This window comes from Rahnella sp. PAMC25617, assembly GCF_050606005.1.
Lineage (GTDB): Bacteria > Pseudomonadota > Gammaproteobacteria > Enterobacterales > Enterobacteriaceae > Rahnella > Rahnella variigena.
In genome coordinates this window covers 39,256-58,716 of the sequence record NZ_JBOCUM010000014.1, presented here as the reverse complement: position 1 = coordinate 58,716, position 19,461 = coordinate 39,256, and the positions used below count along the sequence as shown (strand labels likewise).

Genomic DNA, 19,461 nt, shown 5'->3' with positions numbered 1-19,461 from the left:
AGATAAAGGAGAACTGGGGAATATGGAAACAAGCTACAGTCGCGCATTTATAAAAAACTTTTTGGGGCAGTCTCCTGACTGGTACAAAATTACCATTCTGGCCTTTCTGGTTATTAACCCGTTGATTTTCTTTCTGGTCAGTCCGTTTTTAGCCGGATGGTTGCTGGTCATCGAGTTCATTTTTACCCTGGGTATGGCGCTTAAATGTTATCCACTTCAGCCTGGCGGTTTGCTGGCTATTGAAGCGGTCATGATTGGCATGACCAGCGCAGAGCGTATCCGTGAAGAGATTTCGGCCAATCTGGAAGTGCTCCTGCTGCTGATTTTTATGGTGGCGGGCATCTACTTTATGAAGCAACTGCTGCTGACCGTATTTACCAAGCTGCTGCTGAATCTCAGAAATAAAATTGCGCTGTCACTGGCCTTTTGTTTTGCTGCCGCTTTCCTTTCCGCCTTCCTCGATGCGCTGACCGTTATTGCTGTGGTGATCAGCGTTTCAGTCGGTTTTTATTCGATTTACCACAACGTCGCCTCTAATCAGAGTGAAAACACGGATGTGACCGACGACAGCTCGTTTACAGGCAATCAGCAACATCAGGCCGTTCTGGAGCAGTTTCGGTCCTTCTTACGCAGCCTGATGATGCATGCCGGCGTGGGTACCGCGCTCGGCGGTGTGATGACCATGGTGGGCGAACCGCAGAACCTGATCATCGCTAAAAGCGCAGACTGGCAGTTTGTCGACTTTCTGATCCGTATGTCTCCGGTCACCGTCCCGGTGTTCATCTGCGGTTTCATTGTCTGCGCGCTGGTGGAGCGTTTCCGCGTGTTTGGTTATGGCGCAAAACTGCCGCATCCGGTTTATGAAGTGCTTAAAAAGTACGATCAGAAAAACAGTGAGAACATCACGAAACAAGACCGCATTAAGCTGGCGGTGCAGATCGTCATTGGGGTTTGGTTGATTATCGCCCTGGCTTTCCATCTGGCTGAAGTCGGACTGATCGGTCTTTCGGTGATTATCTTTGCCACCGCATTTTGTGGCGTCACTGATGAACATGCGATTGGTAAAGCATTCCAGGATTCCCTGCCCTTCACCGCCCTGCTGACCGTCTTTTTTGCCATCGTTGCCGTGATCGTCGAACAGCATCTGTTCACTCCAATCATTCACTTTGTGCTTCAGTCAGCGCCGTCAAATCAGCTGTCATTGTTCTATCTGTTCAACGGATTGCTTTCTTCCGTGTCTGATAACGTTTTTGTCGGCACTGTTTATATCAATGAAGCAAAATCTGCACTGGTTAATGGCGTGATTGACCTGAAGCAATTTGAACTGCTGGCGGTCGCGATTAATACCGGCACAAACCTGCCATCGGTTGCCACGCCCAATGGTCAGGCGGCGTTCTTGTTCCTGCTGACGTCCGCCCTTGCTCCACTCATCCGCCTTTCATACGGCAGAATGGTGTGGATGGCGCTACCTTACACAGTGGTCATGACGCTGGTGGGTTTGCTGTGCGTGCAATATCTGCTGCCGGATATGACGCAGTGGTTTACGGAGATGGGATGGCTGAGCATGCCACCGGCCAGTGAAGTACTCATGCCTCACTAATACACAGACATAACGTCGGTAATTCTCTGGCAGCTCCGTAGCCCAGAAAATTACCGAAATTAAAGTCGAATTCTCCGATTTATATTAATTATTTACCTATTATTTATTCTGACAGGCTGGCAGCAGGGAGCAATTGGTTTACACTGCGTATCAGTAGCTAACCGCAGGGAAATTTTACTATGTTGCAATATCTTAACCGCTGTTCACAAGGCCGCGGTGCATGGCTTCTGATGGCTCTGACAGCTCTGATTCTTGAGCTGGTTGCGTTGTATTTTCAACACGTGATGCTTCTTAAACCTTGCGTCATGTGTATTTATGAACGCTGTGCGTTGATGGGTATTCTGGCTGCCGGGCTGGTCGGTGCGATTGCACCCTCTACCTGGTTACGTTATGCCGGTATTCTTATCTGGATTTACAGCGCTTACGAAGGGATCCGTTTGTCATGGGAACACACCATGATCCAGCTGCATCCTTCTCCGTTCGCGACCTGTGATTTTGCTGCCCGCTTCCCGACCTGGCTGCCACTGGACAAATGGTTCCCGTGGATGTTTATTGCCAGCGGTGATTGTGCGGAAAAACAATGGGAATTCCTGTCACTCGGTATGCCGCAGTGGCTGGTTGTTGTTTTCAGCGTGTTTATGGTCATTGCGATTCTGGTGCTGCTGGCACAGTTCGTAAAACCTAAACGACGTGACTTGTTCGGTCGTTAATTTCAGTAAACTAAATTCACAAAGGCGCCTCCCGGCGCCTTTTCTATGACCTTCAGTATCATCATGCAGGGAATGCAGACTTTTTAATCAGAGTGGTTTATATGACTAATTTGGAACCTGCAATGAAAAATCTCCCTGTCGGGCTGGTCTGGATAATCTGCGTCGGAGCCTGTCTCCTTTTCTGGGTCGTAGTCGGTTTTATTTTTTATGGCTTGTTCAGATAACGCCACACTGGCGGCCTGTCCGGACGAGTATCAGCTGGCAGGTTCGCTCAATACACTGTGCAAAAAAAGACCTGGATTTGTAAAAACCTCAATGAGTTCTATGCTACGAGGGCAAAAAGGTTCATCAGAGGAACAGATATGGTTGTAAAAGGGTTTTCAAAAGGGTTTTTCATCGCGATTCTTTTAATCGTTACTTTGGCTTTTTTTGATGTATTGAGGCCTTATTATTCTTCCGTACTATGGGCAATTATACTTGCGGTGATTTTCAATCCGCTGAAAAACCGGCTTAAACAATTTGTCGGTGATCGCAACGGTGTTGTTTCTTTATTAACCGTCTTGATTATTTGTCTGATTGTATTCACACCGCTGGCGATTATTACTTCTTCGCTGGCGATCGAATTCAATGCGGTATACACCAAGCTTCAGGCGAATGATTCCCAGTTGCCGGCGATGCTGACCGATACCATCCACCATTTACCGCGATGGGCCAGACATTTCCTTGCGGAGCATAATCTGGACAGCACGACTGAAATTCAGAAAAAGCTTTCTGATGTCGCGCTGCAAGGCAGCCAGTATCTGGCGGGTAGCGTTTTTGTCATTGGTAAGAGCACGTTCGGCTTTGTTGTCGGTTTCGGCATCATGCTGTACATCCTGTTCTTCCTGCTGAAAGATGGCGCTTATCTGGTTAATCTGACGCTGGAAGCCCTGCCGCTTTCCCGCCACGTTAAACATCATTTGTTTATGAAGTTTGCGGCCGTATCCCGCGCGACAGTTAAAGGTACGGTGGTGGTGGCAATCGTTCAGGGTGCGCTGGGCGGGCTGGCATTTTACATCGCGGGTGTGGATGGCAGCCTTCTTTGGGGCGCGCTGATGGCCTTCCTGTCAATCATCCCTGCGGTTGGATCAGCCATTATTTGGGTACCGGCTGCCATCTATTTCTTCGCTTCAGGAATGTTGTGGCAGGGGATCTTTATCGTGGTCTTCTTCGTGGTGGTTATCGGTATCGTGGATAACGTTTTACGCCCGCTGCTGGTTGGCAAAGATACAAAAATGCCGGATTACCTGATCCTTATCACCACGCTGGGTGGCATGGAAGTTTATGGCATTAATGGCTTTGTGATTGGTCCGTTGATTGCGGCATTGTTTATCGCCTGCTGGAATATTCTTTCCGGGCGTGACCATCGTAACAATACCGATGAGATTGACGAAGATTTCATTGAGGAAGGTAAAAATCACCCGGAGACATGATACGCAGGGCATTTTCTCTAAGTGCCCAATCCGCGCATCGTTATCTTCGGTCTGAGTTTAACGGGCGGTTGCTACAAACCGCCCAGTTTTACCAAATATGATTATGCAGTTTTCAGAACCTGGCGTAGAAATAAATGACAACTAACACTATCGATCTGCAGGGGTAATAAATGAAAAATATCATTTTAGGTATGATCGCAAAAATCTCCCGTATGGAAGCAGACACTAAACAGCTTACCGCTCAGGTTGAGGCGCAGTCACTCCTTCTCGGGGCTATTTTCATCACTGTCGGGAAAAATGGCGGGCCGCAAGAAATCATCGAAAGCGTCAATAAAGCCATTAACTCCGTGCTCGACTCCGATGATGAAGTCCTTAAATCCGACGCCAAAATTTTGTTTGAACAGTTTCAGGCACTGATTGAGATGACGCGATTTATCGACAAGGCCGATCCGGAGCTGGATTCCGAAGCGCTGAATGCGCTGGGTGCTGTCCGGCCTGATTCTGAGATCTGATATCAAAATCCTGGAATAAAAAAAAGCCCTGGCATTTGCCGGGGCTTTTTCATTTCAGATGCTGAAAGAGAAGCGAGCTTACTTCGCCCAGCTTGGCTTATTCATGATGTGATCCTGCCAGTCTTCGACGTCGTCTTCGCGCACGGCGATGTAACGCACGGAGATCTGCGCCGTATGCATGGCAGATTTGGATGCTTTATTCAGCAGCGGATGCCACGGGAGCAAAGGCTTGCCCTCGCCTATCAGACGATATGCGCAGGTAGGCGGTAACCAGTCGAAAGTGGTCAGGTTTTCACGCGTCAGTTTGATGCAGTCTTCTTCAAGCGTAAAACGACGTTCGTAGTTGCGGCACTGACAAGATTTAATATTGAGCTGGTTACAGGCGACGTTGGTGAAGTAAATCTCGTCCGTATCTTCATCAATCAGCTTATGCAGGCAACATTGTCCGCAGCCGTCGCACAATGCTTCCCATTCTTCGTCAGTCATTTCAGACAGCGTTTTTTGCTGCCAAAAAGCGGGTTCAGTCATGATGTGCATCCGGTATAAATAAAATGAGGGTGCTTATATAGACGCTTTAGCCGTCAGATGCAAGTAAAGCCGCCGGAAAGCTGCTCCGGCGACATCATTGCTTTGCGCTAAATCACGCGGGTAGTCACTTGCTTACCATTGAGTGTAGCTAAGATTTCATCGCCAGCGTGGAGCGGCCCGACACCATGAGGTGTACCAGTCAAAATTATGTCACCTGCACGCAAAGTGAAGAAACGGCTCATATAGGCAATCAGCGGCAAAAGCGGCGTCAGCATGTCACGGGTATTTCCTGACTGACGCGTTTGCCCATTGATCTCCAGCAGCAACTCAGCCTGCTGCGCATCGCCAAATTCGCTGACCGGAATAAACCCGCTGATAGGACAGGATCCGTCAAACCCTTTGGCTTTTTCCCAGGGTTGTCCGGACTCTTTAAAGCGGGTCTGCAAATCCCGCAACGTGAGATCCAGCGCCAGCCCGTAACCGGCGATGGCATTCGCAACGCGATCTTCTGTTGCCTGTTTCAGCGGAGTGCCGATCAGTACCGCCAGTTCGACTTCATGATGTACAGCGCCGAAATCCTTCGGGATAGCGACAGGCTGACGAATATCGCAAAGCGCCGTTTCCGGTTTGATGAACACGACCGGCTCAGCCGATCGCTGACCGCCCATCTCTTTGATATGGTCGGCGTAGTTATTGCCGACACACACCACTTTATTCACCGGAAAATCGAGTAATGCGCCATGCCAGTCTCTGTGTTGGTACATACAGCCACTCCTTGATGTGAGGAATATCAGCCGCTGAACGGATTACGAGGTGCCGCCGCTAAAGGTGCTGAAGACGCCGGTGCGTTCTGCGCCGGTGCTGCCTCGCCGGAAACTACCGGTGTTTGCGCACCCGCGACGCCATCTGCCATCATGCCGATACTCAGCGCGAAATAGGTTGAACGGTTCCAGTGCATGATCGTACGGAAGTTATCGTAAACCAGGAAAGCCCGACCTTGCGTATCATCCGGAGTGATAATCCATGCGCGGGTGGCTGTGGATGTCAGCGGGCTGCCGTCAACCTGCGTTACGCCAAGTTGCTGCCAGTATCGGGCCGGATGCATCTGATTGTTTTTAAGCCCTGCCAGATTACCGTCAAAGTTAGCGGGCAATTTCACTTCCTGTCCCCAGCCCTGATCGCCTTTCCAGCCTTCTTTAGATAAATAATTGGCCGTTGAGGCAAAGACATCGTCGGTATTTTTCCAGATATCGATTTTGCCGTCGCCGTTACCGTCAGCGCCGTAAGTCAGATATGAGCTTGGCATAAACTGCGACTGCCCCATCGCACCCGCCCAGGAACCTTTCATCATGTCGCTGGTGGCTTTACCTGAATCAACGATTTTCAGCGCCGACATAAATTCTTTGGTGAAGAACGCTTCGCGACGTCCTTCGAAGGCCAGCGTCGCCAGCGCGGAGAACACATCTTCTTTCCCCTGAATCTTGCCGAAGCTGCTCTCCATCGCCCACAGCGCCACAATGTACTGCGGCTGTACGCCATAACGGTCGCTGGCTTTTGTCAGCGCAGGCAAATTGTTCTGCAACTGCTCCTGTCCCTGTTTGATTTTCCATTCAGGCAATACGCGGGTCAGATAATCGTCGAGAGTAATCTTCTTCTCTAACTGATTGCGGTCTGAATTAATCACGCGATCGACGAAATGAATATTCGCGAAGGTGCTGTCGATAGTCTGCTGGCTGATCCCCTGAGAGAGCGCCTGCGCTTTGAGTTGCTCCACATAAGCCGGGAATTCAGCGGGATCCCGTCCCTGTTCTGCCAGAGACGTTTTGCCTGAAGGCGCTGCCGGTGCGGCGGCGGCAGGCTGTGTTGCCGCAGTGGATGGTGTGGTGGTTTGCCCTGAGGTGGCTTTTTGCGCTGCACAACCGCTGAGGATGATCAGCGGTGTTAACACGGCCAGTGCCGACAATTTCATCAATTTCTTCCTTTTGACTTCTGCAAGTGATTCATCGTTCTAAGCTTTGAGCACTACAACGATGAATGCAAGTCATGACGTCCGAAAGTTCGAGGATTGCCGAAACAAATGTCTGGAATGCGTTATTTACTGGCGTCGTTCAGATGAACATTCAATAAACTTTCTGCCGGAGGTGGAACCTGCAGATAATAACCCTGCTCTTCGAGAGACTGGCGTACTTTGACAATATCCGCAGTGGCGAGTTTTTCACGGTTGGCCAGATTTAGCATCATTGAGAACTGAGGCACGCCAAAACCTTTGAGTAATTCTTCAGGCACACGGGAAAAATCGTCTTTTTTTTCGACATACAGATAAGTCTGGTCACGTTTAGTACTTCTATAGATCACACAAAGCATTTTTTTAACTCTATTTTATTGAAACGGTGGCTTGCCTAGATATAACTGTAACTATAACATGCTTATCGTACATCGGAATATCGCCCCCCGAGTGGTATTCCGGGGATTTAGAGTTGCTGAGACTGAGTCAGGATAGATGTCACAATCGCCAATAGAACTAAAAGGCAGCAGTTTTACCTTATCGGTTGTTCATTTACATAGTTCACAACCAGAGGTTATTTATCAGGCATTACAGGAAAAAGTGGAGCAAGCTCCGGCCTTTTTGAAAAATGCCCCTGTTGTTATCAACGTTGCTTCACTCACAGGTGCAGCAAACTGGAAAGACATTCAACAGGCTGTCGCTTCTGCAGGCTTTCGCGTTGTTGGCATCAGTGGTTGTAAAGACGAAGCGCAAAAACGCGCACTTTCCCGCACCGGTTTACCGCTGCTCAGTGAAGGTCGTGCCCAGCGTATCGCTGCTGAACCACCGGTTCCTGTCGTGCCCGACAATGCCCCGGCCAAGACCCGCATTGTCAGTACCCCGGTCAGATCCGGCCAACAAATTTATGCCCGTAACAGCGACCTCATCGTGACCAGCAGTGTCAGTGCAGGTGCGGAACTGATTGCCGATGGCAATATCCACATCTACGGCATGATGCGAGGCAGAGCACTGGCAGGCGCCGCAGGCGATGCAAATTGTCAGATTTTTTGCACGCAATTAGGCGCTGAACTAGTCTCTATCGCAGGGCAATACTGGTTGAGTGATCAAATCCCGGCCGATTATCTCGGTCAGGCAGCGCGCCTCAGCCTGATAAATAATGTGTTAACCATACAACCTTTAAACTAAGCCCTTTTGACAAGGAATCCTTTCATGGCACGCATCATAGTTGTTACATCGGGTAAAGGGGGCGTTGGCAAGACCACTTCAAGCGCGGCCATTGCTACCGGTTTAGCTCAAAAAGGCAAAAAGACCGTTGTTATCGATTTCGATATCGGTCTGCGTAATCTCGATTTGATTATGGGCTGTGAGCGCCGGGTGGTTTATGATTTCGTTAACGTGATCCAGGGTGATGCCACGCTGAATCAGGCGCTTATCAAAGATAAACGCACTGAAAACCTGTTTATTCTTCCGGCCTCCCAGACGCGCGATAAAGATGCGCTGACTCGTGATGGCGTGGAGAAAATCCTGAACGATTTAGCCGAGATGGAATTCGATTTCGTTGTGTGTGACTCCCCGGCTGGTATAGAAACCGGCGCGCTGATGGCATTGTATTTCGCCGACGAAGCCGTGATCACCACGAACCCGGAAGTCTCTTCCGTTCGCGACTCCGACCGTATTCTGGGCATTTTGTCATCAAAATCCCGTCGTGCGGAACAAGGCCTGGAGCCTATCAAAGAACATCTGCTTCTTACCCGTTATAACCCGGGCCGTGTCAGCCGTGGTGACATGCTGAGCATGGAAGATGTGCTGGAAATCCTGCGCATTCCACTGATCGGGGTTATCCCTGAAGATCAGTCTGTACTGCGTGCGTCCAACCAGGGCGAGCCGGTCATTCTGGATCAGGAATCCGATGCAGGGAAAGCGTATGACGATACCGTCAGCCGTCTGCTTGGGGAAGAACGTGCATTCCGTTTCATTGAGGAAGAGAAGAAGAGTTTCCTGAAACGCCTTTTTGGGGGATAAACCATGGCATTGTTAGATTTCTTTCTGTCCCGCAAAAAATCGACAGCCAATATAGCCAAGGAACGGCTACAGATCATCGTAGCCGAACGGCGTCGAGGGGATAGTGAACCGTCGTATCTGCCTGAACTGAAACGCGATATTCTCGCCGTCATCTGTAAGTACATTAAGATTGACCCGGAAATGTTACAGGTTCAGTTCGAGCAAAAAGGTGACGATATTTCCGTACTGGAACTTAACGTTACCCTGCCAGAGTCGGAAGAAGCGCCTAAATGACAGCAGTCCATTTAGCCTGTTTACAGGTGCTTTTTTCAGCATAGCGCCCTCTGTTTCCTCAGAGGGCCACTGCCTTTTTCGCATTCCTTTCTGTTATTTTTATTTTTCCTTTCTATAACCACTGTATATAAATACACCCCGCAAATTCATTTCCCGTCTTTTTGCATTTATTCCTGAAAAATTTTGATTAAGACTCATCTCATTCATGCTGGAATTTAATATCCATAGACTGCTTTAATTCGGCATAATTTATGACAACCTGTTATCCGCTAACTTGTTATTCGCAGTTGTCTTGTCATCAAAGAATAAAAAAAGAGCGGGGTATTAGCCCGCTCTTTTTAATTCACTCCTGGATTGACTATACCTTCATAACGAAGGGATCAATAATTGCTCAGAATTTCATTCAGCCTTTCAGCTAACAATTTTCCGCGCCAGCCACTGATTAATTCCGGCTGAGATTCTTTATCTTTTAGCTTCCAGTGATGAGTCAGTAGTTGGTTAATCTGACGACGTGACGCCAGTAATTCAACGCTGAGTTTGCTCTCTTCGCTCACAGCCTGGATCAGTGCCTTGATATCTTTGAAGACTTTACGATAACCGGGCTGATCGATAAGGTTCGAAATCGGTGCAGGCAGTTCAGATTCATCGAGCGCATTGGATTCTTCCACCAGCGCCAGCAGTGTGCGTCCGTGATAGCGGATTTCCGGACCACTCAGGCCCAGCGCTTCCAGTTCGCCCAGTGAGGTCGGCTGATAGCGGGCGACCTGCCACAGATTTTCCTCGCGGACCACAAAGTTAACCGCCAGGTCACGCTGACGCGCCTGATTTAGACGCCAGGCAGCTAACAATTTCAGGCAGCCTAACTGGCGCGGACGCAGCTGAAATGCATTGCCGATTTCCAGATAGGCCAGCTCAGGTTGCAGCACTTCACTGCGACGACGGCAGAGCGCCAGACACTCGTCCAGAGCCGCATCCATCCACCCTGCTTCTTCGGTTTCGCGCATCAGCTGGTCGGCCAGCGGCAACAGATACCACACGTCAGCAGCAGCATACACACACTGTTTTTCGCTCAGCGGACGGGCAATCCAGTCAGTGCGCGATTCACTTTTATCCAGCTCTATGCCGGTCGTTTCCGCCACCAGACGGGCAAAACCACAGGAAAGCGGACGCCCGCTAAACGCGGCGAGGATCTGCGTATCAATCAGAGGTGAAGGCATAACACCAAAAGCATTCAGAAAAACTTCGAGGTCTTCACTGCCCGCATGGAGGAATTTGATGACATCAGGATTAACCAGCAAATCAATGAAAGGCTGCCATGCGGTGATCGGTAAAGGATCGATAAGGGTGAGCTGTTCGCCGTCAAAAAGCTGGATCAAACCCAGTTGAGGATAATAAGTACGGGTACGAACAAATTCGGTATCCAGCGCAATTTTGCTGTGCGCTTTGGCCTGAAGGCAAACCTGCTCCAGCGCGTCATTGGTGGTGATCAACTGATAATTCAAATCTTAATTCTCTTAATCATTACTACGTTATAACGTGATAACGCCGGACATCGCCGGCGTTAAGAATCTGACTGTCACTGAACAAACGTGTTAACCGCTATGCTGCATCCTGCTTCGGATCGACTTTGGGTTTTGCCTGCTCATCGCGAAGTTCCCGTCTGAGGATTTTACCGACATTTGACTTCGGTAACTCATCACGGAACTCGACAATCTTAGGTACTTTGTAACCGGTTAATAACCGGCGACAGTGTGCCAGGAGTTCTTCGCTGGTCAGTGAAGAGTCTTTTTTCACCACGCAAATTTTGACAATTTCACCCGACGACTCATTCGGCACACCAATGGCGGCAACTTCGAGAACTTTGTCGTGTTGTGAAACTACCTCTTCAATTTCGTTAGGGTAAACATTGAAACCGGAAACCAGGATCATGTCTTTTTTACGGTCAACAATCCGTAGGAAGCCCTGCTCGTCCACTGTAACGATATCGCCCGTCGATAACCAGCCATCTTTTAGCACCTCATCGGTTGCAGACGGCCGCTGCCAGTAACCCAGCATGACCTGAGGACCACGTACCCACAACTCGCCCGGCTCGCCCGGCGCAACGTCATGACCGTTATCATCCACCAGACGTACCTCTGTCGACGGCACTGGCAAACCGATGCTGCCACTGTAATGTTTCAAATCGTACGGATTTCCGGCCACCAGCGGGGAACACTCCGTCAGACCGTAACCTTCCAGCAAATGTTTACCCGTCAGTTTTTCCCATTTGTCCGCCACAGATTTTTGCACGGACATCCCGCCACCTACAGAAAGACGCAGCGTGGAGAAATCCAGTTCGCGAAAGTCTTCGTTATTGAGCAGCGCATTAAACAGGGTATTTACCCCGCTGATGGCGGTAAACGGATATTTGGCCAGCTCTTTGACCATACCTGATACGTCGCGCGGATTGGTGATAAGCAAGCTTTTACCGCCCAGATCGAGGAACAGCAGGCAGTTCACCGTCAGGGCAAAGATGTGGTATAGCGGAAGTGCTGTCACCACCAGCTCATGTCCCGGCTGCAATAGCGGTGCGTACGCCGCTTTTGCCTGTTCAAGATTCGCCTGCATGTTTCGGTGCGTCAGCATCGCGCCCTTCGCCACGCCGGTGGTGCCACCGGTATATTGCAGAAATGCCAGGTCGTCATTAATGATGTCGGGTTTGATGTATTGCAGACGACGCCCGCGCTGTAATGCGGTACGGAAGGAGATCGCGTTCGGAAGGTGATATTTTGGCACCAGCCGTTTGATGTATTTCACCACAAAATTGACCAGCGTGCCTTTTGCGGCAGAAAGCTGATCGCCCATGCGGGTCAGAATGACGTGTTTGACCTGCGTTTTGTACACCACTTTTTCCAGCGTATGGGCAAAGTTGGAGACAATCACAATTGCACTGGCGCCGCTGTCATTCAGCTGATGCTCAAGCTCACGCGGCGTATACAGCGGGTTTACATTAACCACGACCATGCCAGCGCGCAAGACGCCGAACAGCGCAATCGGATACTGCAACAAATTCGGCATCATCAGTGCAACACGATCACCCTTCTGCAGACCCAGTTCGTTTTGCAGATAAGCAGCGAAAGCCCGGCTGCGTTCTTCAAGCTTGCGGTAGGTCATCGCCTCGCCCATGTTGATAAATGCCACACTGTCAGCGTAACGCAGCGCGGAATTTTCAAACATTTCGACCAGCGAACTGTAGCGGTCAGGGTCGATGTTCTCAGGAACATCTGCCGGATATCGTTTTAGCCAAACCTTTTCCAAGGTATCACTCCTGAAATCATGTTCTGTTGCCGTCTCTATTCGACGAGTTTTATCACGTCTTTAACAATATTTTAACTCAGCTTACCAGTTGCGTTTCAAACAATGTCGAGGTTGAGAGGCGGGTCACTTTTTCTGCGCCCTTGCTTTGCCAAACCATCCATGGCTTAAAAGAAAAAGGCGGCAATTAAGCCGCCTTAACAACTACAACTACAACTACAACAACTACTGCTGTTACTGCTTTGGTGGCGGCGGCACGGGATGTGCCGGAGCCGGTTTCATTGCCGCCGGTGGGTGCCCGCCAGAATGTGTCGGTGGTGCTCCATGCGGCGACGGAGGTCTATTCGGTGACGATGCTTTCGACCCGTGCGGGTGCCGTGTTATACCAACCGGGCCCCCAGCCGGGTCCAAACCCGCGCCCCCATGAATCATAGGGGCCGCCGTAGCCATAACCCCACGGGCCAATCGGCTGCGGAGGCATCACAACCTGTTGCTGTATACGCCAGCGTTTATAGCTGTTGACGTTAACGGTGACAAAATCATAGGAAGTCTGGCCAATTTTGCCTTTCTCCACACCGGCAATCGGCCCGACGACTGTTACCAGCTGATTGCGATAATCGACAGGATCCACAAAGCCGTTGATGTAAGCCATGATCCGCCCGCGCGACGCTGCGCCTAAGACCGGCCTTGCGCCTTCATCCAGCGGTACCGTGGCAATTTCCAGGCGGGTTTTGTTTTGCAAATTGGTCACAGAGACCACTTTGCCGCCAAAACGCGACTCCTGACCGACATAAAGACCCGGTGCGCCCTGCACTGCCTGTAAATTCATCTGCGGGGTGGCCGTGGTACCGCGAATTTCATCCGGCACCGTGACACAACCCGATAACACCAAAGCACTCAGTGCAACCGCACTCAGCGCCATTTTTTTACCCGTTTTACCCGATAACTGCTGAATTACAGACCACTTACGCATTGCGATGACTCCTGTGCAAACTCTTCATTTTGACCATTTTTCAGAGCACAAGTTGCCTGACTTTACCGTCATTTACCGTCCTGGCAGCTTTTTCCACGTCACTTCATTGCGCAGATAAGTGGGTTCGGCATCTTCCGGATTAACACGGATGCCATTTTCCCAGAGCTGGAGCGCCAGCGGCAGCATATCTTCTGCATGAGGCAGTAACATTTTGCCATCAAATAATTCAGCTGCCGGAGATTCACCTAACAGATGAGGATAAGTCTCCCAACCGGTTCCCACCGTCGCAAAACGGCCAGATAATTCAGCGGCGCGCGCCAGAAGTTGTTCTGGTTTGATGACCTTCTCGGTCTCTTCACCGCTCCAGACGCCCTGTGCATTGCGGCTGAATTCACCCCAGTAGACTTCACCCATGCGGGCATCAATGGCTGCGAGAACGTTATCAGCACCGGTCAGGCGATACGCGCCCTGCGCCATCGTCTGTAACGTAGACACTGGCAGCAAAGGCAATTGCGCGCCCAGCGACAATCCCTGAGCCATACCAATGCCGATACGCACGCCGGTAAAACTGCCCGGTCCGCGACCAAAAGCCAGCGCGTCAAGCTGAGTCAGGGAAAGTCCTGCTTCGGCGAGAATTTGCTGGACCATCGGCAAAATGCGCTGAGTGTGCTCGCGGGCACAGAGTTCAAAATGAGCGAGCGTTTCGCCCTGATTATAAAGCGCAACCGAACAGGCTTCTGTCGCCGTATCAATTGCTAAAATTCGCGTGGACATGCCAGACCTCAGGCGGGGTAATTAATAAGTTGTACCCTATGTACTTCGGATTGCAGCAAGGCGACAAGCTCGTGGATCCCAGGGAACTTAGATAACTAAGTGACTGGGGTGATTGAGCGCAGTCAACGCATCTGCAATCTGAAATATGACGGGTATAAGAGCCTTTTTCGGGGCGGCATCTTAGCATAAACAAAGGGCTATTTCTGCTCTTCGACATCCTGTAAAAAGCGGATCGCTTGTGCCAGGTCACGCGTGCGCGGTGTCGGCGGCAAACTATTGAGGAAAACTTCGCCATAAGGACGCATCACCAGCCGGTTATCGCAAATCACCATGACACCCCGGTCAGACGTATCACGGATCAAACGCCCGACGCCCTGTTTCAGCGTAATGACCGCATCAGGTAATTGTACGTCATTGAACGGGTCTCCGCCGCGCAGGCGACAGTCTTCAATACGGGCTTTGAGCAGCGGATCGTCAGGTGACGTGAACGGCAGTTTATCGATGATGACGCAAGACAGCGCATCGCCTCGCACATCCACGCCCTCCCAAAAACTGCTGGTCGCCACCAGCAAGGCGTTACCCGCTTCGACAAACTGCGCGAGAAGCTGGCCTTTACTGGTTTCGCCCTGCAATAAAACCGGCAACGTCAGGCTGGCTCTGAATTCCTCGGCCAGTTCGCGCATCATTTTGTGAGACGTACACAGGAAGAAGCAGCGGCCTTTGTTGGCTTCAATCAGCGGACGCAACATACGCGCCAGCTGCTTCGAGCTGCCGTTGACGTTCGATTCAGGCAGAAAACGCGGCACGCATAACAGCGCCTGTTTGGCGTAATCAAACGGACTTGGCAGCAGTAATGTTTCTGCCTCATCCAGCCCGAGACGTTCGGTAAAATGATGCAGCTGATCGTTTACGGAAAGCGTAGCTGAAGTGAAAATCCACGCGCCTGGTTTCTCTTTCATCATTTCGCTGAATTTATCGGTTACCGACAACGGTGTCAGCGCCAGCACGAAATGGCGTGAGTTACATTCATACCAGTAACTGTAGCCGGGAATGGACACGTCTTTCAGGCGTTTCAGACGATTGCGGTAAAGCGTGGCGCGTTCGAAAGCCGCATCGAGCAGCGCAGAACGCCCGAGCGACAATTTCACCACGTCATAGCAAAGTTCCAGCGCGTCATCGAGTAATAACAGCGCGCGCTGGATAGCGGGCTGGTTAAGCACATCGCGCAGATTGCCGCGAAAACCCGGTTCACCAAGCGCCAGACGAAAATCCATCGTGCTCTGGCTCAGACGATCAGCACTTTTTTGTAACTGCACGGAATCACGGACTTCCGTGCGGTAAGCGATCGTGATGTCTTTCGCCATATCCAGCAGCTGACGGCTGGTCACCTGCTGACCAAAATACTGGCTGGCGATATCAGGGATCTGATGGGCTTCGTCGAAAATCATCACGTCAGCCTCGGGAATAAGCTCACCGAAGCCGCTCTCTTTCACCACCATATCTGCCATAAACAGATGATGGTTAACCACCACCACATCGGCGTCCATCGCCTTGCGACGGGCTTTTACGACAAAGCATTCTTTATACAGCGGACAGTCACTGCCGAGGCAATTATCGTTGGTGCTGGTCACCAGTGGCCAGACAAAACTATCTTCCGGCACCACATTGCAGGTGCTGATATCGCCTTCTTCCGTGCTGCTCGACCAGTGACGCAGATGTGCCAGTTCGCTGAGCGCCTGGCTGGCGAGATCGCCGCCGGAGAGTGATTGCTGTTCCAGACGTTCCAGGCACAAATAATTTGAGCGCCCTTTCAGCAGCGCCAGACGACCTTTGAAATTCAGTGCGCTGGCGACTTTAGGCAAATCGCGGGAATACAGCTGATCCTGTAAGTTTTTCGAACCAGTGGAGATAATGACTTTTTTGCCGGAACGCAGTGCCGGAGCAAGATACGCATAAGTTTTACCGGTACCTGTACCGGCTTCGACCACCAGCCCCTGCTTACCGGTGATGGCTTTGCTGACAGCCTGCGCCATCAGACGCTGAGGTTCACGCGGTTTAAAACCTTCAATTTTCTGCGCCAGTGCGCCGTCTGTTGCGAAATCGTCTGTCACTCTGTCTCTCTACCTGTACGGATCAGCAGTGATTATGCCAATCCCTTGGCTTCACTACCACCGCCATCTGCCAATCCAACGCATTCATCCTTTGTGATACCCTTAGCGCCATCATAAGTATGTGACTAACCGGAGTTAAAAAATGACCATCGAACGTATTCGCCCTGAGCCACGGATGTCCGACATCGTGATCCATAACGACACCATTTATTACACCGCGGTACCGGAAAATCTGGACGCGAATGCGAAAGATCAAACGGCGGAAACGCTGGCGATTATCGACGCAGCGCTGACTGAAGCGGGCTCAGACAAAAGCAAAATTCTGGATGCCACACTGTTTCTGGTGAATAAAGAAGATTTCCCGGCCATGAACGAAGCCTGGGATGCGTGGGTATCGCCGGGCAATGCCCCCGTACGTTGCACCGTGCAGGCCAACCTGATGAATCCGAAATACAAAATTGAAATCAAGATTATCGCTGCACGTTAATCACTGATTTTCGGACATAAAAAAACCTCCAGCCGGAGGTTTTTTTATTATCAGCGTAATGCTTTATTACGCTTTTGCACCCGCTACAGCTTCTTTAGCGAGTTCGGTGATTCGTGCATAATCACCGCTTTCCAGCGCATCAGCCGGCACCAGCCAGGATCCACCGATACACAACACGCTTTTCAGCGCCAGATAATCACGGTAGTTCGCCGGTGAAATACCGCCAGTCGGGCAGAAACGCACCTGCGGGAATGGCCCTGCGATAGCCTGCAACGCTTTCACGCCGCCGTTAGCTTCCGCCGGGAAGAATTTAAATTCACGCAGACCAGCATCCAGACCCATCATCAGTTCTGAAACAGTGCAGATACCCGGGATCAGCGGGATCGAACCGGCATTCGCAGCCTTAAGCAATGCATCGGTCAGACCCGGGCTAATCGCGAACTGCGCACCGGCTTCGGTCACTTCGGCCAGTTGTTCAGGATTGAGCACAGTCCCTGCGCCAATAATGGCTTCCGGCACTTCTTTGGCAATCGCACGGATCGCATCCATCGCACACGGGGTACGTAAGGTGACTTCCAGAACGCGCACGCCACCGGCAACCAGCGCTTTGGCCAGCGGAACGGCATGTTCCAGTTTATTGATAACAATCACAGGAACGACCGGCCCTGAGGTCAGAATTTGTTCCGCGCTTGTTTTCCAGTTTTTCATCTTGCTCTCCATTCATGCCCGCAGGCACCGTTGTGATTGATGGCGCGCCCCTGCCACAGGGACCAGTGATTTTTTCACAACGAAGAAATCACTGGAAACCGACCACACCCGATTGGACGATACTACCCTCCCCGTCATGTCTGAAGCCGCAGCGGCGTTGGCTACATTTGTTCACCCGAATCACTGACTCATGTCAGCTCATCGGGACTCACTCACTTGCCGCCTTGCTACAGCCTCAAACATTTTGGGGAGTAATGACTCAATAAACTATTCGTTACTCAAACTATTCGTTACTCGAACTCATTCCAGGAACGGCCGTCGCGGGTAATCATCGCCACAGAAGCCACAGGCCCCCATGTCCCGGACTGATACGGTTTTGGTGCTTCGCTTTCTGCAGCCCATGCGTTCATGATGGAGTCGACCCATTTCCAGGCTTCTTCTACTTCGTCACGACGCACGAACAGCGCCTGAATGCCACGCATGGTTTCGAGCAGCAGACGCTCGTAAGCATCGGCAATATGTTGCTCATTGAAGGTTTCAGTGAAGCTCAGATCCAGCTTGGTAGTTTGCAGACGGTGTTTGTGCTCCAGACCCGGTACTTTGTTCAGTACTTCGATCTCGATACCTTCATCCGGTTGCAGACGAATCGTTAGTTTGTTCTGCGGCAACTGCTGGTAAGAATCACGGAACAGGTTCAGTGCCGGGCTCTTGAAATACACCACAACTTCTGAACATTTGGTCGGCAGACGTTTACCGGTACGCAGGTAGAACGGAACGCCCGCCCACTGCCAGTTATCGATATCCACGCGGATAGACACGAACGTTTCGGTGCTGCTGGTTTTCTTCGCGCCTTCTTCTTCAAGATAGCCAGGAACTTTTTTGCCCTGCACGAACCCGGCAGTGTACTGACCGCGTACGGTGTTTTCACGTACGTTAGACTGATCGATACGGCGCAGTGAGCGCAGTACTTTCACTTTCTCATCACGGATACGGTCGGTACTCAGATCAGCCGGTGGAGACATGGCGATCATAGTCAGAATTTGCAGCAAGTGGTTCTGGATCATGTCACGCATCTGACCCGCATCATCGAAGTAACCCCAGCGGCCTTCGATACCCACTTCTTCAGCAACGGTGATCTGCACGTGATCGATAGTGCGGTTATCCCAGTTGCTGGCGAACAGGTTGTTGGCGAAACGCAGTGCCAGCAGGTTCAGTACCGTTTCTTTACCCAGATAATGGTCGATACGGTAAACCTGAGATTCTGCGAAATATTCGGCGACCTGATCGTTAATCACCTGAGACGACTCCAGCGAGTGGCCGAGAGGTTTTTCCATCACGACGCGCGCAGGCTCTTTATTCAGGCCCGCTTCACCCAGACCGCGGCAAATAGCCCCGAAGTGGCTTGGCGCAATCGCAAAGTAGTTAATGGTGGCACGATTTTTCTGGTCGAGCATCTTGCCCAACACTTTGAAATGCTTCAGATCATTGACATCAAGGTTACAGAAATCAAGACGGGCACTGAGTTTGTCCCACAGTTCCGGATCAATTTTTTCTTTCATGAAGGTGGTCAGTGCTTCTTTAACCACTTCGGTATAGGCCGCTTTGTCCCATTCCGCACGTCCGACACCGATAATGCGGGTATCCGGGTGAATGTGACCCGCTTTCTCTAACTGATACAGGGAAGGCAACAGCTTACGGCGCGCAAGATCGCCTTTCGCACCGAAAATTACCAGATCACAAGCCTGGGCTGTCTGAGTTACCGCCATGTTCTTCTCCTCAATGCAGGAATACCTGACATATTTCTGGTTGCTTCGCCGGAGCTGCAACTCGAATTATCCCGGGTACATATTGTAATTTTATTTCAGCAACAATGTACTCTGATTGCCCGTGAGCCGTAAACCATGATCTGACAAGGTAATAACTCTGCGGAAAACCTTATTTTTATCATAAGTCTCTCAGGTGCTGTTAAAACCCACAACATCCTGTAATTTT

19 protein-coding genes are annotated in these 19,461 nt (G+C 50.8%); 8 read left to right on the top strand and 11 right to left on the bottom strand.

What is annotated here, in order from left to right:
* Positions 1–22 precede the first annotated feature (22 nt).
* The 4 genes from nhaB (at position 23) to iraP (ending at position 4,294) form a co-directional block, all read left to right on the top strand.
* Positions 23–1,600, top strand: coding sequence for a sodium/proton antiporter NhaB (gene nhaB / locus ACM615_RS17550; RefSeq protein ID WP_112288454.1), 1,578 nt, complete (start codon positions 23–25; stop codon positions 1,598–1,600).
* 179 nt (positions 1,601–1,779) lie between these two features.
* Positions 1,780–2,310, top strand: a complete 531-nt coding sequence (gene dsbB / locus ACM615_RS17545; RefSeq protein ID WP_112288453.1) for a disulfide bond formation protein DsbB — start codon at positions 1,780–1,782, stop codon at positions 2,308–2,310.
* Positions 2,311–2,672: 362 nt separating this feature from the next.
* Positions 2,673–3,782 carry an AI-2E family transporter gene (locus ACM615_RS17540; RefSeq protein WP_112288452.1) on the top strand — a complete coding sequence of 370 codons (1,110 nt, stop codon included), beginning with the start codon at positions 2,673–2,675 and terminating at the stop codon, positions 3,780–3,782.
* Between the two features lie 170 nt (positions 3,783–3,952).
* A complete protein-coding gene (iraP, locus tag ACM615_RS17535) occupies positions 3,953–4,294 on the top strand; it encodes an anti-adapter protein IraP (RefSeq protein WP_112288451.1) in 342 nt (113 codons plus the stop codon).
* Between the two features lie 78 nt (positions 4,295–4,372).
* On the opposite strand, the gene ACM615_RS17530 is transcribed toward iraP, so the two are convergent.
* The 4 genes from ACM615_RS17530 to ACM615_RS17515 all read right to left on the bottom strand — a co-directional run bounded on the left by ACM615_RS17530 (position 4,373) and on the right by ACM615_RS17515 (position 7,186).
* Positions 4,373–4,822 (bottom strand): YcgN family cysteine cluster protein, encoded by a 450-nt coding sequence (locus tag ACM615_RS17530; RefSeq protein ID WP_112290041.1) that lies wholly within the window; start codon positions 4,820–4,822, stop codon positions 4,373–4,375.
* Between the two features lie 107 nt (positions 4,823–4,929).
* Positions 4,930–5,586, bottom strand: coding sequence for a fumarylacetoacetate hydrolase family protein (locus tag ACM615_RS17525; protein ID WP_159282151.1), 657 nt, complete (start codon positions 5,584–5,586; stop codon positions 4,930–4,932).
* 26 nt (positions 5,587–5,612) lie between these two features.
* Entirely contained in the window at positions 5,613–6,791 is a 1,179-nt protein-coding gene (locus ACM615_RS17520) for a lytic murein transglycosylase (protein ID WP_129638787.1), read from the bottom strand.
* A gap of 122 nt (positions 6,792–6,913) precedes the next feature.
* The gene (locus ACM615_RS17515; RefSeq protein ID WP_129638786.1) at positions 6,914–7,186 is read right to left on the bottom strand and encodes a YcgL domain-containing protein; all 273 of its coding nucleotides are present in this window, start codon (positions 7,184–7,186) and stop codon (positions 6,914–6,916) included.
* Positions 7,187–7,322: 136 nt separating this feature from the next.
* On the opposite strand from ACM615_RS17515, the gene minC reads away from it, so the two are divergent.
* Genes minC through minE form a run of 3 tightly spaced genes read left to right on the top strand, consistent with a single transcriptional unit; the run spans position 7,323 to position 9,122 of the window.
* Positions 7,323–8,012: a septum site-determining protein MinC gene (minC, locus tag ACM615_RS17510; RefSeq protein ID WP_112290035.1), complete on the top strand. Its 690-nt coding sequence runs from the start codon at positions 7,323–7,325 to the stop codon at positions 8,010–8,012.
* 24 nt (positions 8,013–8,036) lie between these two features.
* Complete coding sequence (minD, locus tag ACM615_RS17505; protein ID WP_431012241.1) at positions 8,037–8,849, top strand: septum site-determining protein MinD; 813 nt, start codon at positions 8,037–8,039, stop codon at positions 8,847–8,849.
* Between the two features lie 3 nt (positions 8,850–8,852).
* Positions 8,853–9,122 (top strand): cell division topological specificity factor MinE, encoded by a 270-nt coding sequence (gene minE, locus ACM615_RS17500; protein WP_112290033.1) that lies wholly within the window; start codon positions 8,853–8,855, stop codon positions 9,120–9,122.
* Positions 9,123–9,502: 380 nt separating this feature from the next.
* Here minE and rnd read toward each other — a convergent pair whose 3' ends face one another.
* The 5 genes from rnd to ACM615_RS17475 form a co-directional block, all read right to left on the bottom strand.
* Positions 9,503–10,624, bottom strand: a complete 1,122-nt coding sequence (gene rnd / locus ACM615_RS17495; RefSeq protein ID WP_431012240.1) for a ribonuclease D — start codon at positions 10,622–10,624, stop codon at positions 9,503–9,505.
* A 97-nt stretch (positions 10,625–10,721) separates the two neighbouring features.
* Positions 10,722–12,419, bottom strand: a complete 1,698-nt coding sequence (gene fadD / locus ACM615_RS17490; RefSeq protein ID WP_112290029.1) for a long-chain-fatty-acid--CoA ligase FadD — start codon at positions 12,417–12,419, stop codon at positions 10,722–10,724.
* 337 nt (positions 12,420–12,756) lie between these two features.
* A complete protein-coding gene (locus tag ACM615_RS17485; RefSeq protein ID WP_279918519.1) occupies positions 12,757–13,389 on the bottom strand; it encodes a Slp family lipoprotein in 633 nt (210 codons plus the stop codon).
* A gap of 72 nt (positions 13,390–13,461) precedes the next feature.
* The gene (tsaB, locus tag ACM615_RS17480; RefSeq protein WP_431012239.1) at positions 13,462–14,163 is read right to left on the bottom strand and encodes a tRNA (adenosine(37)-N6)-threonylcarbamoyltransferase complex dimerization subunit type 1 TsaB; all 702 of its coding nucleotides are present in this window, start codon (positions 14,161–14,163) and stop codon (positions 13,462–13,464) included.
* 197 nt (positions 14,164–14,360) lie between these two features.
* Positions 14,361–16,274, bottom strand: a complete 1,914-nt coding sequence (locus tag ACM615_RS17475; RefSeq protein ID WP_120162835.1) for an ATP-dependent DNA helicase — start codon at positions 16,272–16,274, stop codon at positions 14,361–14,363.
* Between the two features lie 142 nt (positions 16,275–16,416).
* Between ACM615_RS17475 and ACM615_RS17470 the strand changes: the two genes are divergently transcribed.
* On the top strand, positions 16,417–16,761 hold the full coding sequence (locus ACM615_RS17470) for a RidA family protein (RefSeq protein WP_112290022.1): 345 nt from the start codon (positions 16,417–16,419) through the stop codon (positions 16,759–16,761).
* A 66-nt stretch (positions 16,762–16,827) separates the two neighbouring features.
* Here the strand turns inward: ACM615_RS17470 and ACM615_RS17465 are convergent, their stop codons facing one another.
* Positions 16,828–17,469, bottom strand: coding sequence for a bifunctional 4-hydroxy-2-oxoglutarate aldolase/2-dehydro-3-deoxy-phosphogluconate aldolase (locus tag ACM615_RS17465; protein ID WP_112290021.1), 642 nt, complete (start codon positions 17,467–17,469; stop codon positions 16,828–16,830).
* Positions 17,470–17,759: 290 nt separating this feature from the next.
* A complete protein-coding gene (zwf, locus tag ACM615_RS17460; protein WP_112290019.1) occupies positions 17,760–19,235 on the bottom strand; it encodes a glucose-6-phosphate dehydrogenase in 1,476 nt (491 codons plus the stop codon).
* Positions 19,236–19,461: the final 226 nt, after the last annotated feature.

Excerpts from the sequence above, each read along its gene's own strand:
- minE (WP_112290033.1), top strand. The coding sequence starts at position 8,853 with ATGGCATTGTTAGATTTCTTTCTGTCCCGCAAAAAATCGACAGCCAAT.
- ACM615_RS17515 (WP_129638786.1), bottom strand. The coding sequence starts at position 7,186 with ATGCTTTGTGTGATCTATAGAAGTACTAAACGTGACCAGACTTATCTG.
- nhaB (WP_112288454.1), top strand. The coding sequence starts at position 23 with ATGGAAACAAGCTACAGTCGCGCATTTATAAAAAACTTTTTGGGGCAG.
- ACM615_RS17520 (WP_129638787.1), bottom strand. The coding sequence starts at position 6,791 with ATGAAATTGTCGGCACTGGCCGTGTTAACACCGCTGATCATCCTCAGC.
- ACM615_RS17530 (WP_112290041.1), bottom strand. The coding sequence starts at position 4,822 with ATGACTGAACCCGCTTTTTGGCAGCAAAAAACGCTGTCTGAAATGACT.
- ACM615_RS17525 (WP_159282151.1), bottom strand. The coding sequence starts at position 5,586 with ATGTACCAACACAGAGACTGGCATGGCGCATTACTCGATTTTCCGGTG.
- iraP (WP_112288451.1), top strand. The coding sequence starts at position 3,953 with ATGAAAAATATCATTTTAGGTATGATCGCAAAAATCTCCCGTATGGAA.
- zwf (WP_112290019.1), bottom strand. The coding sequence starts at position 19,235 with ATGGCGGTAACTCAGACAGCCCAGGCTTGTGATCTGGTAATTTTCGGT.
- minC (WP_112290035.1), top strand. The coding sequence starts at position 7,323 with ATGTCACAATCGCCAATAGAACTAAAAGGCAGCAGTTTTACCTTATCG.
- ACM615_RS17540 (WP_112288452.1), top strand. The coding sequence starts at position 2,673 with ATGGTTGTAAAAGGGTTTTCAAAAGGGTTTTTCATCGCGATTCTTTTA.
- ACM615_RS17470 (WP_112290022.1), top strand. The coding sequence starts at position 16,417 with ATGACCATCGAACGTATTCGCCCTGAGCCACGGATGTCCGACATCGTG.
- ACM615_RS17465 (WP_112290021.1), bottom strand. The coding sequence starts at position 17,469 with ATGAAAAACTGGAAAACAAGCGCGGAACAAATTCTGACCTCAGGGCCG.
- ACM615_RS17485 (WP_279918519.1), bottom strand. The coding sequence starts at position 13,389 with ATGCGTAAGTGGTCTGTAATTCAGCAGTTATCGGGTAAAACGGGTAAA.
- dsbB (WP_112288453.1), top strand. The coding sequence starts at position 1,780 with ATGTTGCAATATCTTAACCGCTGTTCACAAGGCCGCGGTGCATGGCTT.
- tsaB (WP_431012239.1), bottom strand. The coding sequence starts at position 14,163 with ATGTCCACGCGAATTTTAGCAATTGATACGGCGACAGAAGCCTGTTCG.
- minD (WP_431012241.1), top strand. The coding sequence starts at position 8,037 with ATGGCACGCATCATAGTTGTTACATCGGGTAAAGGGGGCGTTGGCAAG.